The sequence below is a fragment of the Streptomyces gelaticus genome (assembly GCF_014649535.1).
Lineage (GTDB): Bacteria > Actinomycetota > Actinomycetes > Streptomycetales > Streptomycetaceae > Streptomyces > Streptomyces gelaticus.
The window spans coordinates 173388-188152 of record NZ_BMTF01000008.1; the positions used below are offsets into that span (position 1 = coordinate 173388).

Below are 14765 nucleotides of genomic sequence, written 5' to 3' on the forward strand. Positions count from 1 at the left end.
CCCGTCCCCAGCGGCTGTCCGGCCTCGATGCGCCGGACACGCCCCGGCCGACGGATCGGCCCGACCTGCGGGCGGGGCCGATTGTCAGTGCCATGGTGCACGGTGGAAAACGCATCGGGTCGACCGATCCGGAGGGGGATCCATGACCGTGTCCGAAACCACCGCCGCCGTCGCCGTACAGGCGCTCCGGCCGCATGCCGAGGTCGCATTCGCCCATGAGCTGGAGGCCCTCGCCGCGGCCGACGACCGCCCGCGGCCCGCTCGTTGGAACCTTTCGCCGTGGGCCGTCGCCACCTACCTGCTCGGTGGCACCCTGCCGGACGGCACCGTGATCACACCGAAGTACGTGGGCCCGCGCCGCCTCGTCGAGGTCGCCGTGACCACACTCGCCACCGACCGGGCCCTGCTGCTCCTCGGCGTCCCGGGCACCGCCAAGACCTGGGTCTCGGAGCACCTCGCGGCAGCCGTCAGCGGCGATTCGACGCTGCTCGTCCAGGGCACCGCGGGCACCCCCGAAGAGGCCGTCCGCTACGGCTGGAACTACGCGCAGCTGCTCGCGCACGGGCCCAGCCGCGACGCCCTGGTGCCCAGCCCGCTCATGCGCGCCATGTCCGACGGCACGACCGCGCGGATCGAGGAGCTCACCCGCATCCCCGCCGATGTGCAGGACTCGCTCATCACGATCCTGTCGGAGAAGACACTCCCCGTCCCCGAACTGGGGCAGGAGGTCCAGGCCGTCCGCGGATTCAACGTCATCGCCACCGCCAACGACCGCGACCGCGGGGTCAACGAGCTGTCCAGTGCGCTGCGCCGCCGGTTCAACACCGTCGTGCTCCCGCTGCCCGCCACCCCCGACGCCGAGGTCGACATCGTGTCCCGGCGCGTCGAGCAGATCGGGCGCTCGCTCGACCTCCCGGCCGCACCGGACGGCATGGCCGAGATCCGTCGCGTCGTCACGGTCTTCCGCGAACTGCGTGACGGAGTCACCGCCGACGGCCGCACCAAGCTCAAGTCCCCCTCGGGGACGCTGTCGACGGCCGAGGCGATCTCCGTCGTCACCAACGGCCTGGCTCTCGCCGCCCACTTCGGCGACGGGATGCTGCGCCCCGGCGATGTGGCGGCGGGCATTCTCGGCGCGGTCGTCCGCGACCCCGCAGCCGACCGTGTGGTCTGGCAGGAGTATCTGGAGACGGTGGTCCGGGAACGGGACGGGTGGAAGGACTTCTACCGCGCCTGCCGCGAGGTATCCGCATGACCCGGGCCGGACGTCCTGCGGGACCACTGCTGCTGGGGGTGCGGCACCACGGACCGGGCTCGGCCCGCGCCGTCCGCGCGGCGCTGGACGCCGCCCGCCCGCGGGCGGTGCTCGTCGAAGGGCCCCCGGAGGCCGACGCGCTGCTGCCGCTGGCCGCCGACGAGCGGATGCGGCCGCCGGTCGCGCTGCTCGCCCATGCCGTCGGCGACCCGGGGCAGGCGGCGTTCTGGCCGCTGGCCGCGTTCTCGCCCGAATGGGTCGCGATCCGCTGGGCCCTTGAGCACGGCGCTGCGGTCCGGTTCATCGACCTGCCCGCGGCGAACTCCCTGGCCATGACGTGGGCCGCGGAAAGCGAAGCGCACGAGCACGGGGAGGGCGAGCCCGGAGCGGGCGGCCCGGCGGCGCGGGCCCCGATCGACCCCGTCGCCGTGCTCGCCACAACAGCGGGCTACGACGACCCGGAGCGCTGGTGGGAGGACGTCGTCGAACACCGCACCGGCCGTGAAGCCGCCGATCCACGGGCCCCGTTCGCCGCGCTCGCCGAGGCGATGACCGCCCTGCGCGAGGTGTACGGCGACGGCGGTCACCCCCGCGACGCCGTCCGCGAGGCGCACATGCGCATTCAACTGCGCAAGGCCGGCAAGGAGTTCGGCGACGACCTCGCGGTCGTCTGCGGCGCCTGGCACGTACCCGCGCTCGGTACCGGGACCACGCTCGCCGCCGACCGTGCCCTGCTCAAGGGACTGCCCAAGGTCAAGGCCGAGTTGACCTGGGTGCCCTGGTCGCACCGGCGTCTCGCCCGGCACAGCGGATACGGGGCGGGGATCGAATCGCCCGGCTGGTACGGACACCTCTTCGACGCCGCGGACCGCCCGATCGAGCGGTGGATGACGAAGGTCGCCGGACTCCTGCGCGACGAGGACCGGTTCGTGTCGTCCGCCCATGTCATCGAGGCCGTCCGGCTCGCCGGGAGCCTCGCCGCCATGCGCGGCCGCCCGCTCGCCGGACTGAGCGAGACCACCGACGCGATCCGCGCCGTGATGTGCGAGGGCTCCGATGTGCCGCTCGCGCTCGTCCAGGACCGGCTGGTCGTCGGCGAGACCCTCGGCCAGGTCCCGGACACCGCCCCCGCCGTCCCCCTCCAGCGCGACCTCACCCGCCAACAGCGCACGCTCCGGCTCAAACCGGAGACGCAGGAGCGGGAGCTGGAGCTCGACCTGCGCAAGGACAACGACGCGGCCCGCAGCCGGCTGCTCCACCGGCTGCGCGTCCTGGCCGTCGGCTGGGGCGAGCCCGCCGAAGGCCGCGCCGGCACCGGCACCTTCCGGGAGAGCTGGCGGCTGCGCTGGGAACCCGAGCTGTACGTACAGGTCGCGGAGGCCGGGACCTGGGGCACCACCGTGCTCTCCGCGGCGACCGCCAAGGCCGCTTCCCGGGCCGCCTCGGCGACCACGCTCGCCGAGGTCACGGCCCTCGCCGAGCAGTGCCTCCTCGCGGAACTGCCCGACGCGCTCCCCGTGGTGATGCGGGCGCTCGCCGACCGCGCCGCGCTCGACGCCGATGTGGGCCATCTCGCCGACGCCCTGCCCGCGCTCGCCCGCACCCTGCGCTACGGCGACGTGCGGTCCACGGACACCGCGGCACTCGGGGAGGTCGCGGCCGGGCTCGCCGAGCGGATCTGCGTCGCACTGCCACCCGCCTGCACCGGACTCGACGCCGACGGCGCCGCGGCACTGCGCGGCCGGGTGGACGGGGTCCACACCGCGATCGGCCTGCTCACCGGCACGGCACGGAGCGGCGCGGACGCCGACGGACTGCGCGAGCGCTGGACGGCCGTACTGCACAGGCTCGCCGCCCGGGACACGGTCGCGGGGGTCATCCGGGGGCGCGCGACCCGCCTGCTGCTCGACGACGGGCGGCTCGCGGAGGACGACGCGGCACGGCTGATGGGCCTGGCCCTCTCGCCCGGCACACCCCCGGCCGACGCCGCGGCGTGGATCGAGGGGTTCGTCGGCGGCGCCGCCGGCGGAGGCATGCTCCTCGTCCACGACGAGCGGCTGCTCGGTCTGGTCGACGCCTGGCTCACCGCAGTGCCCGCCGCCCTCTTCGCCGACGTACTGCCCCTGTTGCGACGCACGTTCTCGGCGTACGAGGCGGGTGTGCGGCGCACCCTGGGCGAGCTCGTCGGGCGGGGCCCGGCCGCCGGGGGACCGGCGGCCACCGGTGCCGGAACGGGGCCCGGGACAACGGCATCCGGATTCGCCCCGGGACTGGACGAGGCACGGGCCGAAGCGGTCGAGCCGGTGCTGCGTCTGCTGCTCGGACTGCACGACGATCCGGGCCCGGCCGGCGACACCCTGTCCGGGCGGGCCGGGCGGGCCGGGAGAGCCGCGGACGCCGAAGAACCACTGGGGGCGACGGGATGACCACGACCACGACCACGACCACGGGCGCGGGCGCGGGCGCGGACACGGCCGGCGCCGCACCGCGCCCGGCGCACACCACACCCCCGGCGCACACCGGCCCGCAGTCCGGCGGCCCGCAGTCCGGTCCGGCGAACGACGAGCGGCTGCGGCGGTGGCGGCTGGTCCTGGGCGCGGACAGTGCGGAGGGCACCGGCTGCACCCTCACGGGGCGCGACGCCGCGATGGACGGCGCACTGACCGCGCTGTACGGCGCCGGCGGCAGGCCCGGCGGCCGGGGCAGAAACAGCCGCGCGGCCGGGCTGGGGGCCTCCGCCCCCTCAGTGGCCCGCTGGCTCGGCGACATCCGGACGTACTTCCCCAGCTCCGTCGTCCAGGTCATGCAGCGTGACGCGATCGACCGGCTCGGCCTCGCCGCGCTGCTCCTCGAACCGGAGATGCTGGAGGCGGTCGAGGCCGACGTCCATCTCGTGGGCACGCTCCTCTCGCTCAACAAGGCGATGCCCGAGACGACGAAGGAGACCGCGAGAGCGGTCGTGCGCAAAGTCGTCGAGGACCTGGAGAAGCGGCTCGCCACCCGCACCCGCGCCACGCTCACCGGCGCCCTGGACCGCTCGGCGAAGATCAGCCGTCCCCGTCACCACGACATCGACTGGGACCGCACCATCCGGGCCAACCTCAAGAACTACCTCCCCGAGTACGGCACCGTCGTTCCCGAACGGCTCATCGGTTACGGACGGGCCGCCCGGTCCGTGAAGAAGGACGTGATCCTCTGCATCGACCAGTCGGGGTCGATGGCCGCCTCCGTCGTCCACGCCTCCGTCTTCGGCGCCGTGCTCGCGTCCATGCGCACCCTGCGCACCAGGCTCGTCGTCTTCGACACGGCGGTCGTCGACCTCACCGACCAGCTCGACGACCCCGTGGACGTACTCTTCGGCACCCAGCTCGGCGGCGGCACCGACATCAACCGCGCGCTCGCCTACTGCCAGTCGAGGATCACCCGCCCCGCCGACACTGTGGTCGTCCTCATCAGCGACCTCTACGAGGGCGGGATACGCAACGAGATGCTGAAGCGGGTCGCCGCGATGAAGTCATCCGGCGTGCAGTTCGTGACGCTGCTCGCGCTGTCCGACGAGGGTGCGCCCGCCTACGACCACGAGCACGCCGCCGCACTCGGCGCCCTGGGCGCACCGGCCTTCGCCTGCACCCCGGACCTCTTCCCGGAGGTGATGGCGGCGGCCATCGAGCAGCGGCCCCTTCCCGTGCCGGACAAGGAGGCCCACCGGTGACATGGCGAAGGCGCCGGTCGCGGGTGCCCTTCTGTCCACTGACACACGGCCACCGGCGTGATCTGTGACCGTAATCACCGCTCGGGTGTGATCTCTGATTTAGGGTCCTGCGGACCACGGGGATAACCTGCGAGATGGACATGCCGCGTATCCGGGGTCACCGTGTGCGCATTCCTGGTGACAGAGCAGTCACATTGCCCCTCGCGGCACGCCCACGCAGAAAACCAACCGCGAGACCATTGATTAAGGGACGGACGCGCGTGGACCTGTTCGAGTACCAGGCGAGGGACCTCTTCGCCAAGCACGGTGTACCGGTGCTGGCCGGTGAAGTCATCGACACGCCTGAGGCAGCCCGCGAGGCGACCGAGCGGCTGGGCGGCAAGTCGGTCGTCAAGGCGCAGGTGAAGGTCGGCGGCCGCGGCAAGGCCGGCGGCGTCAAGCTGGCCGCCACCCCCGACGAGGCGGTCGCCCGCGCGACCGACATCCTCGGCATGGACATCAAGGGCCACACGGTCCACAAGGTGATGATCGCCGAGACCGCGCCGGAGATTCTCGAGGAGTACTACGTCTCGTACCTCCTCGACCGCACCAACCGCACCTTCCTGGCCATGGCCTCGGTGCAGGGCGGCATGGACATCGAGGAGGTCGCGGAGAAGACCCCCGAGGCCCTCGCGAAGGTCCCGGTCAACGCCGTCGACGGCGTCGACATCGTCAAGGCCCGCGAGATCGTCGCGCAGGCGAAGTTCCCGGCCGAGGTCGCCGAGAAGGTCGCCGAGGTCCTGGTGACGCTGTGGGACACCTTCGTCGCCGAGGACGCGCTCCTCGTCGAGGTGAACCCGCTCGCCAAGGTCGCCTCCGGCGACATCCTCGCCCTGGACGGAAAGGTGTCTCTCGACGAGAACGCCGACTTCCGTCAGCCCGAGCACGAGGCCCTCGAGGACAAGGCCGCGGCCAACCCGCTCGAGGCTGCCGCCAAGGCCAAGAACCTCAACTACGTCAAGCTCGACGGCGAGGTCGGCATCATCGGCAACGGTGCCGGTCTGGTCATGTCGACCCTGGACGTCGTCGCGTACGCCGGTGAGAACCACGGCAACGTGAAGCCCGCCAACTTCCTCGACATCGGTGGCGGCGCCTCCGCCGAGGTCATGGCGAACGGCCTGGAGATCATCCTCGGCGACCCGGACGTCAAGTCCGTCTTCGTCAACGTCTTCGGTGGCATCACCGCCTGCGACGAGGTCGCCAACGGCATCGTCCAGGCGCTCGCGCTGCTCAAGTCCAAGGGCGAGGAAGTCACCAAGCCGCTGGTCGTGCGCCTCGACGGCAACAACGCGGAGCTGGGTCGCAAGATCCTCTCCGACGCCAACCACCCGCTGGTTCAGCGCGTGGACACCATGGACGGCGCGGCCGACAAGGCCGCCGAGCTCGCCGCGGCTGCGAAGTAAAGGACGAGGGACTCCAACACCATGGCAATCTTCCTCACCAAGGACAGCAAGGTCATCGTCCAGGGGATGACCGGCGCCACCGGCATGAAGCACACCAAGCTCATGCTCGGTGACGGCACCAACATCGTCGGCGGCGTGAACCCGCGCAAGGCCGGCACGTCAGTCGACTTCGACGGCACCGAGGTACCCGTCTTCGGGACCGTCGCCGAGGCGATGGAGAAGACCGGCGCGGACGTGTCCGTCCTCTTCGTGCCGCCGGCCTTCGCGAAGGCCGCCGTCGTCGAGGCGATCGACGCCGAGATCCCCCTCGCGGTCGTCATCACCGAGGGCATCGCCGTCCACGACTCCGCCGCCTTCTGGGCGTACGCGAGCTCGAAGGGCAACAAGACCCGGATCATCGGCCCGAACTGCCCCGGCCTGATCACCCCCGGTCAGTCCAACGCCGGCATCATCCCGGGCGACATCACCAAGCCCGGCCGCATCGGTCTCGTGTCCAAGTCCGGCACGCTGACCTACCAGATGATGTACGAGCTCCGTGACATCGGCTTCTCGTCCGCCGTCGGCATCGGTGGCGACCCGGTCATCGGCACGACGCACATCGACGCCCTCGCGGCGTTCGAGGCCGACCCCGAGACCGACCTGATCGTGATGATCGGTGAGATCGGCGGCGACGCCGAGGAGCGTGCGGCCGACTTCATCAAGGCCAACGTCACCAAGCCGGTCGTCGGCTACGTCGCGGGCTTCACCGCCCCCGAGGGCAAGACCATGGGCCACGCCGGCGCCATCGTCTCCGGCTCCTCCGGTACCGCCCAGGCGAAGAAGGAGGCCCTCGAGGCCGCCGGCGTCAAGGTCGGCAAGACGCCGACCGAGACCGCCAAGCTGGCCCGCGAGATCCTCGGCGCCTGATCGCTCCACCACACCGGAGCAGCACCGCAGTATCGCGGCACCGCACAGACGGCGCGGGTCCGTACCCGATCAAGGGGTACGGGCCCGCGCCGTTTCTGCGTGTTTGCCGGCCCCTGCGCGGAACGGTGGACCTCTCCGTTCAGCCGGCCTCGGGGACCAGCCGCGCCGGACCCCGTACGAACCCGCCGTGGAGCCTCTTCTGCAGCTTCAGGTCCTGCGGCGTCAGCTTCTGCGTACCGCCTCGCGGAGGCACCCCGTCGACCTGCTGGGCGGGTGACTCCGGGGTCTCGTACCGCGCCGGGGCCGTCCCCAGCGTGAACAGCGTCAGGCCGATGATCAGCACCGTGAAGGAGATGGCCGCCCGGGTCCACAGCCGGGCCTTGCGTTCGCTGTCCGTGCGGACCGTGAGCGGCGAGGGGAGCGAGTCGGAGGGCTGGGCCAGGGCGAGCGCCCCGAGCCGCTCGTTCAGGAGCGCGGACTGCTCGGCGGGCGACGAGGGCTCCGCCAGCTCGGGCAGCCGCTCGGCGACCGCGGCGCGGGCGTTCATCAGCCGGCCCGCGGCCGCCGGGGTGCTCGCCTCCGTCTCCGCCGCCGTCTCCGGCAGATCCAGGCCGACACCGTCGTAGAGCAGCAGGGTGCGGCGGTACGAGGGCGGCAGTGCGAGCATCGCGTCGAGCAGGGCGCGCGGCCCCGGCTCGGCCGGCGGCGGGTCGAGCCGGCGGTGGGAGCGCCGCAGGCGGTGCCACGGCGACGTGGCGTACTCGTACGCGGCGGCCCGCACCCAGCCCACCGGGTCCCGGTCCACCGCGACCTCGGGCCAGCGCTCCCAGGCCAGCGCGAAGGCCCGTGCGACCGACTCCCGGGAGAGGTTCCGGCGCCCGGTCAGCAGAAAGGTCTGCCGGAAAAGGGCGGCGGCGGAGTGCTTGTACAGGGCATCGAACGCCTCGGCGGGGGAGGGCCCGGCGGCTTCGGTCCCGGAGGCCGGCCCGGGTGTCGCGGATACGTCATTGGAGGTGGGGACCGGTCCGGGCGTCGTGGACGCGCCGGGGGTGCCGGGCAGATCGGGGGTGGTGCCGGGCTCGGTCGGGGCCATGGCGGTGCTCCCGGTGGCTTCGACGGGGGTCGGCGGACGCGACGGCGGTTTTGTGGACGTCACCGGCCTGGAAAGCCTGGCGACCGTCGTGGGCGCCGCAGGGCGGGCCGCACGCTTGACGGCGGCTTTCGGCCGGGTGTTCGGAGCGGCCGGTTCGGTCCGGGCGCTCGGCGATGTGGCCTGCCGGCTCGTCCGGCCGTCGTTGATCAGCCTGGCGTACGCCTCGCGTTTCCGCCCCCGGGGCGTGGTGCGGCCGGCCTCCCAGGACCGGACCGTGGCGCGGGTGACGCCCACCACCGTCGCGACCTGCTCTTCACTCAGTGACTTCGCCTCACGCAGCCTGCGTCGCTCCTCGGGGGAGGGGAGCGGGTGGGGAGAGGCCATATCGGTGGGGCCCTGCGTCATGAAGGACCCCCCACAGGGCTGCACCGGGTAGAAAAGTACATAAATGCATATTGAGCGACACAGCGGCCATTCGCCTGTTACGCGGAATAAGTGTGTGTCGTTGGGAGCATGGCCCGATGACCCAAGCGACCGAAGGCAGCCCGTCGTTGTCGGCAGAGCAGAGCCGCTCCGCTGTACTGGCCCTCGCCCTCCTGCGTGGAGCAGTTGCGGCCGGGCTCGGACTGGGCTCCATGGCCGTCCTCGTCCTGGCGCTGTGGATCAGCTCCCCGGCCTCCGGCAGCAACCCCGGCGGCGCGCTCCACGCGGCGGCCGGGCTCTGGCTGCTCGCCCACGGCGCCGAACTGATCAGGCCCGACACGCTCAGCGGGGTCCCCGCCCCGGTGGGCCTCGTGCCGCTGCTGCTCACCGTGGTCCCGGTGTGGCTGGTGCACCGGGCGGCACGGGACGTCCTGGTGCCGGAGGAGGGGCGCCCGGTGCCTTCCGCGATGGGCGCGTTCGCCATGGTCGTCGGCGGATATCTGCTGGTCGGAGCCGTTGTCGCGTACTACGGGAGGGGCGGCTCACCGGCCGTGCACCCGCCGCCGCTGCTCTTCCCGCCGGCCGTCGTGGTGGCGGGTGCGGCGGCGGCCGGGGTCTGGACGGCGGCCGGGCGGCCGGTCGGGCCGCCGCCGTCCTGGGCGCCGGTGAGCCTGCACGAGGCGCTGGCGCGCGGCCGGTTCAGGGAGCGCGCGGGGACGGTGTGGCGGTCGGCGGCGGCCGGGGTGACGGTGCTGCTCGGCGGCGGGGCACTGCTCGTCGCGGTGGGGCTGGTGTGGCATGCGCACTCCGCCCAGCAGTCGTTCGTCCAGCTCTCCGGCGACTGGGCGGGCCGGGCCGCGGTGCTCCTGCTCGCGCTGGTGCTGGTGCCGAACGCGGCGGTATGGGGAGCGGCGTACGGGCTGGGGCCGGGTTTCGCCCTCGGTACGGCGTCCACGGTCACCCCGATCGCCTTCACGGGGCGTCCGGCGCTGCCCCGCTTCCCGTTGCTGGCCGCGGTGCCCGCCGAGGGCCCGGGAACGGTCCTGAACTGGTCGGCCGTCGCGGTGCCGGTCGCGGCCGGGGTGACGGTCGCCTGGTTCACGGTACGGCGGGCCGCGCCCCCGAATGCCGTACGCGAGGAGGCGTGGAGCCTGCGGGAGACCGCGCTGGCGGCCGCGCTGGGTGCGGTGGGGTGCGGGGCCGGTACGGCGGTGCTGGCGGCGGCGGCCGGGGGTCCGCTCGGCACCCGGGCGCTGGCGGAGTTCGGGCCGGTGTGGTGGCTCACGGGTGCGGCGGCGCTGCTGTGGACGGCGCTGATCGGCGTCCCCGGGGCGCTGCTGCTGAGGGCCTGGCGGCTGCGGGAGCCCGGCGAGGGCGCATGGTGGCGGCGAGCGGACGCGGTAGGGGCACAGGAGCCGGAAGCGGCGTACGTCGCCGGGGCCCCGGGCGTCGTGGCGGCATCGGGGAAGGCCTTGGAGCCGGAGCGGGCGCCGGGGGACGAGCCAGCGCGCCGGCCCGTGGTCTCCCCGGCGGGCGGCGCCGCCTCTGTACCCGCCCCGGCGCCCGTGCCGCCCGCCGCCCGTGTCTCCGTCCCGGAGGAGGACGAGGACTTCGCGCCGTACGACTTCCTGCCGACCGACCCCTGGCACGAGCGGACGGCCCGGCCGAACGAGGCCGGGCCGTCCGGGACACAGGACTCCGGTCGCGGCACTAGCTAGTTCTTGACGCCGAAGAAGGGCTCCAGCGGCTTCGGCAGCTGGTCGTTGCAGGCCACCTGGCCGGCCTTGGTCAGGGCGTCGTTCACGCAGGTGTAGTAGTCGCGGTAGACCAGCTGCACCGTGAACGTCGTCGCGACGATCGAGAGCGCGATCAGCGCCGTCACCAGACCGCTGACCGCGGCCGTGGTCTGCTGCCTGCCGCCGCTCGGGGCCGCGGGGGTGTTGGGCGCAGGGATGGAACCGGACGTCCGGGCCGGGCCCGGCACCTGGCCGGAGCCGTCGGTCGCCGCTGCGGACGCACCCTTCGGCTTCGCCCGGAGCGAGCTGATCGCCCAGTACACGGCGAGTGCGCCGAGCAGCAGCGCGATCTCCGGGAAGTCGAAGAGCGCGAAGAAGAAGGCCCACATGCCGGCGAGCAGTGCGTAGCGCGCGCGGCGCTGGGCGGGGTCGGTCGGGTCCCAGCGCAGCCCGCCGGGGCCGCCCTCGGGTCCGCCCTGGCCGTTCGACCCGCCCTGGCCTCCGGGTCGGCCGCCGAAGCCGCCGCTCTGGCGGCCGGGCTGCCGGCTGCTCCACTGGCCGCCCCACACCGGCCGGTCGCCGGAGGAGCCGCCCTCGGGGGAGTCACCGCCGTTTCCGTTGCCCTGGCCGTCGTCGTTCCCGGTGTTCGCGGGGTGGCGGGGCTGCCAGGGCTGGTCGGGCCGGTTCTCGGGCGGCGCGGCGAACGGGTTGTCGTCCGCCCGGCCGGAGGAGCCCGGCGCGCCGGAGGAGCCGGCGGCGGGAGAGGAGGAAGAAGAGGGGGAGCCCGTGGGGGACTGGCGTTCCCGCATCAGCAGTGAGGTCCGCTCGGGCAGCGGCTGGCGGAAGGCGGTGCGGCGGCGTCGGTCCGGCATGTGGTGAACGTCTTCCCCATCTCGTCATTTCCGCCCTGCGGACGGTTCGCTGTCCCCTGACGCTACCTCCCGGTCAGGAGGGGCCGAAAGCGGGGAGCGGGGCTCGAACGGCCGATGTCCGTCACCCGGCCCGCTCCTTCTGCCCGGAGCGGGCCGCCGGCCGCCCACCCCCGTCCCGTGGGAGTCCCCCGAGGTGCCGGTATCGTTGCTGACGGTCGGCTGGTTCGTAGAGTTCCCCGTATCGAGGGGCTCAGTTCTTTCGTACGACCGTACAAATCAGCGCCGCTCTGCTTCACCACGCGAGAAAGGGCCCAGCCGTGGCCTCCCCGCCCCCCTCCACCGCCCCGGCACGCCTGGTCGTGCTGGTCTCCGGTTCGGGTACGAACCTCCAAGCCCTGCTCGACGCCATCGGTGACGACCCCGAGGGCTTCGGCGCACAGATCGTCGCGGTCGGCGCCGACCGCTCCGGCATCGCCGGCCTGGAACGGGCGGAGCGCGCCGGACTGCCGACCTTCGTGTGCAGGGTCAAGGACCACGCCACCCGCGAGGAATGGGACGCGGCACTCGCCGCCGAGACGGCCGGGTACCACCCGGACCTCGTGGTGTCCGCGGGGTTCATGAAGATCGTGGGCAAGGAGTTCCTCGCCCGGTTCGGCGGCCGGTTCATCAACACCCACCCCGCCCTGCTCCCCAGCTTTCCCGGTGCCCACGGGGTGCGCGACGCACTCGCGTACGGCGTGAAGGTCACCGGGTGCACCGTCCACTTCGTCGACGACGGCGTCGACACCGGTCCGATCATCGCGCAGGGCGTGGTCGAGGTGACCGAGGAGGACACGGCGGAGGGCGAAGCCGCTCTCCACGAACGCATCAAGGAAATCGAGCGCAAGCTGCTCGTCGAGGCCGTGCGGCGGCTCGCCCGCGACGGCTATCGCATTGAGGGACGAAAGGTTCATCTCGGTCATGTCGGTGAATAAGCCCATCCGTCGCGCCCTGGTCAGTGTCTACGACAAGACGGGGCTGGAGGACCTCGCCCGCGGTCTGCACGAGGCGGGTGTCGAGCTGGTCTCCACCGGCTCCACCGCCGGGAGGATCGCCGCCGCCGGAGTCCCGGTCACCAAGGTCGAGGAGCTCACCGGCTTCCCCGAGTGCCTCGACGGCCGCGTCAAGACGCTGCACCCGCGCGTGCACGCCGGCATCCTCGCCGACCTCCGCCTCGACGCGCACCGCGAGCAGCTCGCCGAGCTGGGCGTGGAGCCGTTCGACCTGGTGGTCGTCAACCTCTACCCGTTCAAGGAGACCGTCGCCTCCGGCGCCTTGGCCGACGAGTGCGTGGAGCAGATCGACATCGGCGGCCCGTCCATGGTCCGCGCCGCCGCCAAGAACCACCCCTCCGTGGCGGTCGTCACCAGCCCCGAGCGGTACGCCGACGTCCTCGCCGCGGTCAAGGCGGGCGGCTTCGACCTGACCGCCCGCAAGCGCCTGGCCGCCGAGGCGTTCCAGCACACCGCCGCGTACGACGTGGCCGTGGCCTCCTGGTTCGCCGACGACTACGCCGCCGCCGACGACTCGGGCTTCCCCGACTTCTTCGGTACGACTTACGAGCGCAAGAACGTCCTGCGCTACGGCGAGAACCCGCACCAGCCCGCCGCGCTCTACACCTCCGGCACCGGCGGCCTGGCCGAGGCGGAGCAGCTGCACGGCAAGGAGATGTCGTACAACAACTACACGGACACCGACGCCGCGCGCCGGGCCGCGTACGACCACGCCGAGCCGTGCGTCGCGATCATCAAACACGCCAACCCGTGCGGCATCGCGATCGCCGACGACGTCGCCGAGGCGCACCGCAACGCGCACGCCTGCGACCCGCTGTCGGCCTTCGGCGGTGTCATCGCCGTCAACCGTCCGGTGACCGTCGCCATGGCCGAGCAGGTTGCGGAGATCTTCACCGAGGTCGTCGTCGCCCCGGCGTACGAGGACGGCGCGGTCGAGATCCTGGCCCGCAAGAAGAACATCCGCGTGCTGCGCTGCCCCGACGCCCCGACCGCCCCGGTCGAGGTCAAGCCGATCGACGGCGGTGCGCTGCTCCAGGTCACCGACCGCCTCCAGGCCGAGGGCGACGACCCGGCCAACTGGACCCTCGCCACCGGTGAGGCCTTGTCCGCGGACGAGCTGAAGGAACTCGCCTTCGCGTGGAAGGCATGCCGCGCGGTCAAGTCCAACGCGATCCTGCTCGCCAAGGGCGGCGCCTCGGTCGGCGTCGGCATGGGTCAGGTCAACCGCGTCGACTCCGCGAAGCTGGCCGTCGAGCGGGCGGGCGAGGAGCGTGCCCGCGGCGCGTACGCCGCCTCCGACGCGTTCTTCCCGTTCCCGGACGGCCTGGAGATCCTGACCGCCGCGGGCGTCAAGGCCGTGGTCCAGCCGGGCGGTTCGGTCCGTGACGAGCTGGTCGTCGAGGCCGCGGAGAAGGCGGGCGTGACGATGTACTTCACGGGTACGCGGCACTTCTTCCACTGACCGTTCCCCAGCGCGAAGGGCCGGAACTCCTCGCGGAGTTCCGGCCCTTCGTGTCGTGCGCGGTGCGTGTTACTTCTTGATCACCAGGGTGCCGGCGGCGCGGTCGTGCCAGCCCTGGAGCTTCCCGGAGTTGTCGAAGAACGGCGAGAGGTAGACCAGGAGCGCGCCGATGTAGCAGAGGAACACGCCGACGATCGGGATGATCCAGCGGATGAACCCGCCGCCGAGGCCCGGGTTCAGGCCGGTGTTCTCCTTGACGACCTTCAGGCCGAGGGCCATCTTGCCGACGGTCGCGCCGAGCAGCGAGATCATCAGCCACTCGTAGAGCAGCGTGATCAGACCGAAGACCAGGATCATGCCGAGCATGGTGGCGATGAAGCCGCTGCTGGCCTCGTTCACACAGGACTGGTAGCCCGGGTCCAGGGAGGAGCCGCACTCGTCGACGCTGTCCGCGACGCCCATCGCGCCGGCGATGCCGATCGCGCTGAAGATGGCGTAGACGACGCCGATGACCACCGCGTCGATGCAGCGCGCGCCGAGGCGGCGGCCCATCGAGGCGACCTGGACGGTGCCCAGGACCGGGACGTTGATGTAGCCGTTGTTGGCCTGGAGGGTGCCCGGTGCCTGCTGCGGGTAGCCGGAACCCGGCTGTCCCTGCGGGTAGCCGTAGCCCGGCTGTCCCTGCGGCTGGCCCTGCTGCGGGTAGCCGTAACCGGGCTGCCCCTGCGGCGGCTGGCCCGGCTGCTGGCCGTACGGGTTGTTCGGATTCGGGTTCGGGTCGCCGAAACTCATCTGGGCGTTCCTCCAACGTG

General features: G+C 72.7%; 11 protein-coding genes. 8 read left to right on the forward strand and 3 right to left on the reverse strand.

Annotated features, from left to right (window positions below; genetic code table 11):
* The first annotated feature begins 142 nt into the window (after window positions 1-142).
* The 5 genes from IE107_RS14810 (at window position 143) to sucD (ending at window position 7315) form a co-directional block, all read left to right on the forward strand.
* On the forward strand, window positions 143-1255 hold the full coding sequence (locus IE107_RS14810) for an ATP-binding protein (protein ID WP_189544208.1): 1113 nt from the start codon (window positions 143-145) through the stop codon (window positions 1253-1255).
* Window positions 1252-3681 (forward strand): DUF5682 family protein, encoded by a 2430-nt coding sequence (locus tag IE107_RS14815; protein WP_189544209.1) that lies wholly within the window; start codon window positions 1252-1254, stop codon window positions 3679-3681. Before IE107_RS14810 ends, IE107_RS14815 begins: the two co-directional genes overlap by 4 nt.
* Complete coding sequence (locus IE107_RS14820) at window positions 3678-4967, forward strand: VWA domain-containing protein (protein WP_229866924.1); 1290 nt, start codon at window positions 3678-3680, stop codon at window positions 4965-4967. Before IE107_RS14815 ends, IE107_RS14820 begins: the two co-directional genes overlap by 4 nt.
* Before the next feature lie 260 nt (window positions 4968-5227).
* Complete coding sequence (gene sucC / locus IE107_RS14825; protein WP_189544210.1) at window positions 5228-6409, forward strand: ADP-forming succinate--CoA ligase subunit beta; 1182 nt, start codon at window positions 5228-5230, stop codon at window positions 6407-6409.
* Window positions 6410-6430: 21 nt separating this feature from the next.
* Window positions 6431-7315: a succinate--CoA ligase subunit alpha gene (gene sucD / locus IE107_RS14830; RefSeq protein ID WP_189544211.1), complete on the forward strand. Its 885-nt coding sequence runs from the start codon at window positions 6431-6433 to the stop codon at window positions 7313-7315.
* 139 nt (window positions 7316-7454) lie between these two features.
* On the opposite strand, the gene IE107_RS14835 is transcribed toward sucD, so the two are convergent.
* Entirely contained in the window at window positions 7455-8813 is a 1359-nt protein-coding gene (locus IE107_RS14835) for a helix-turn-helix domain-containing protein (protein WP_189544212.1), read from the reverse strand.
* Between the two features lie 116 nt (window positions 8814-8929).
* On the opposite strand from IE107_RS14835, the gene IE107_RS14840 reads away from it, so the two are divergent.
* Complete coding sequence (locus tag IE107_RS14840; protein WP_229866925.1) at window positions 8930-10549, forward strand: cell division protein PerM; 1620 nt, start codon at window positions 8930-8932, stop codon at window positions 10547-10549.
* On the opposite strand, the gene IE107_RS14845 is transcribed toward IE107_RS14840, so the two are convergent.
* Window positions 10546-11439 (reverse strand): hypothetical protein, encoded by an 894-nt coding sequence (locus IE107_RS14845; RefSeq protein WP_189544213.1) that lies wholly within the window; start codon window positions 11437-11439, stop codon window positions 10546-10548. The genes IE107_RS14840 and IE107_RS14845 overlap by 4 nt on opposite strands.
* Before the next feature lie 317 nt (window positions 11440-11756).
* Here IE107_RS14845 and purN point away from each other — a divergent pair, with 317 nt between their 5' ends.
* Together purN and purH are read left to right on the forward strand one after the other, a co-directional pair.
* On the forward strand, window positions 11757-12413 hold the full coding sequence (gene purN / locus IE107_RS14850; protein ID WP_189544214.1) for a phosphoribosylglycinamide formyltransferase: 657 nt from the start codon (window positions 11757-11759) through the stop codon (window positions 12411-12413).
* Window positions 12400-13953 (forward strand): bifunctional phosphoribosylaminoimidazolecarboxamide formyltransferase/IMP cyclohydrolase, encoded by a 1554-nt coding sequence (purH, locus tag IE107_RS14855; RefSeq protein ID WP_189544215.1) that lies wholly within the window; start codon window positions 12400-12402, stop codon window positions 13951-13953. Before purN ends, purH begins: the two co-directional genes overlap by 14 nt.
* A 69-nt stretch (window positions 13954-14022) precedes the next feature.
* Here purH and IE107_RS14860 read toward each other — a convergent pair whose 3' ends face one another.
* A complete protein-coding gene (locus tag IE107_RS14860) occupies window positions 14023-14745 on the reverse strand; it encodes an RDD family protein (RefSeq protein WP_189544216.1) in 723 nt (240 codons plus the stop codon).
* Window positions 14746-14765: the final 20 nt, after the last annotated feature.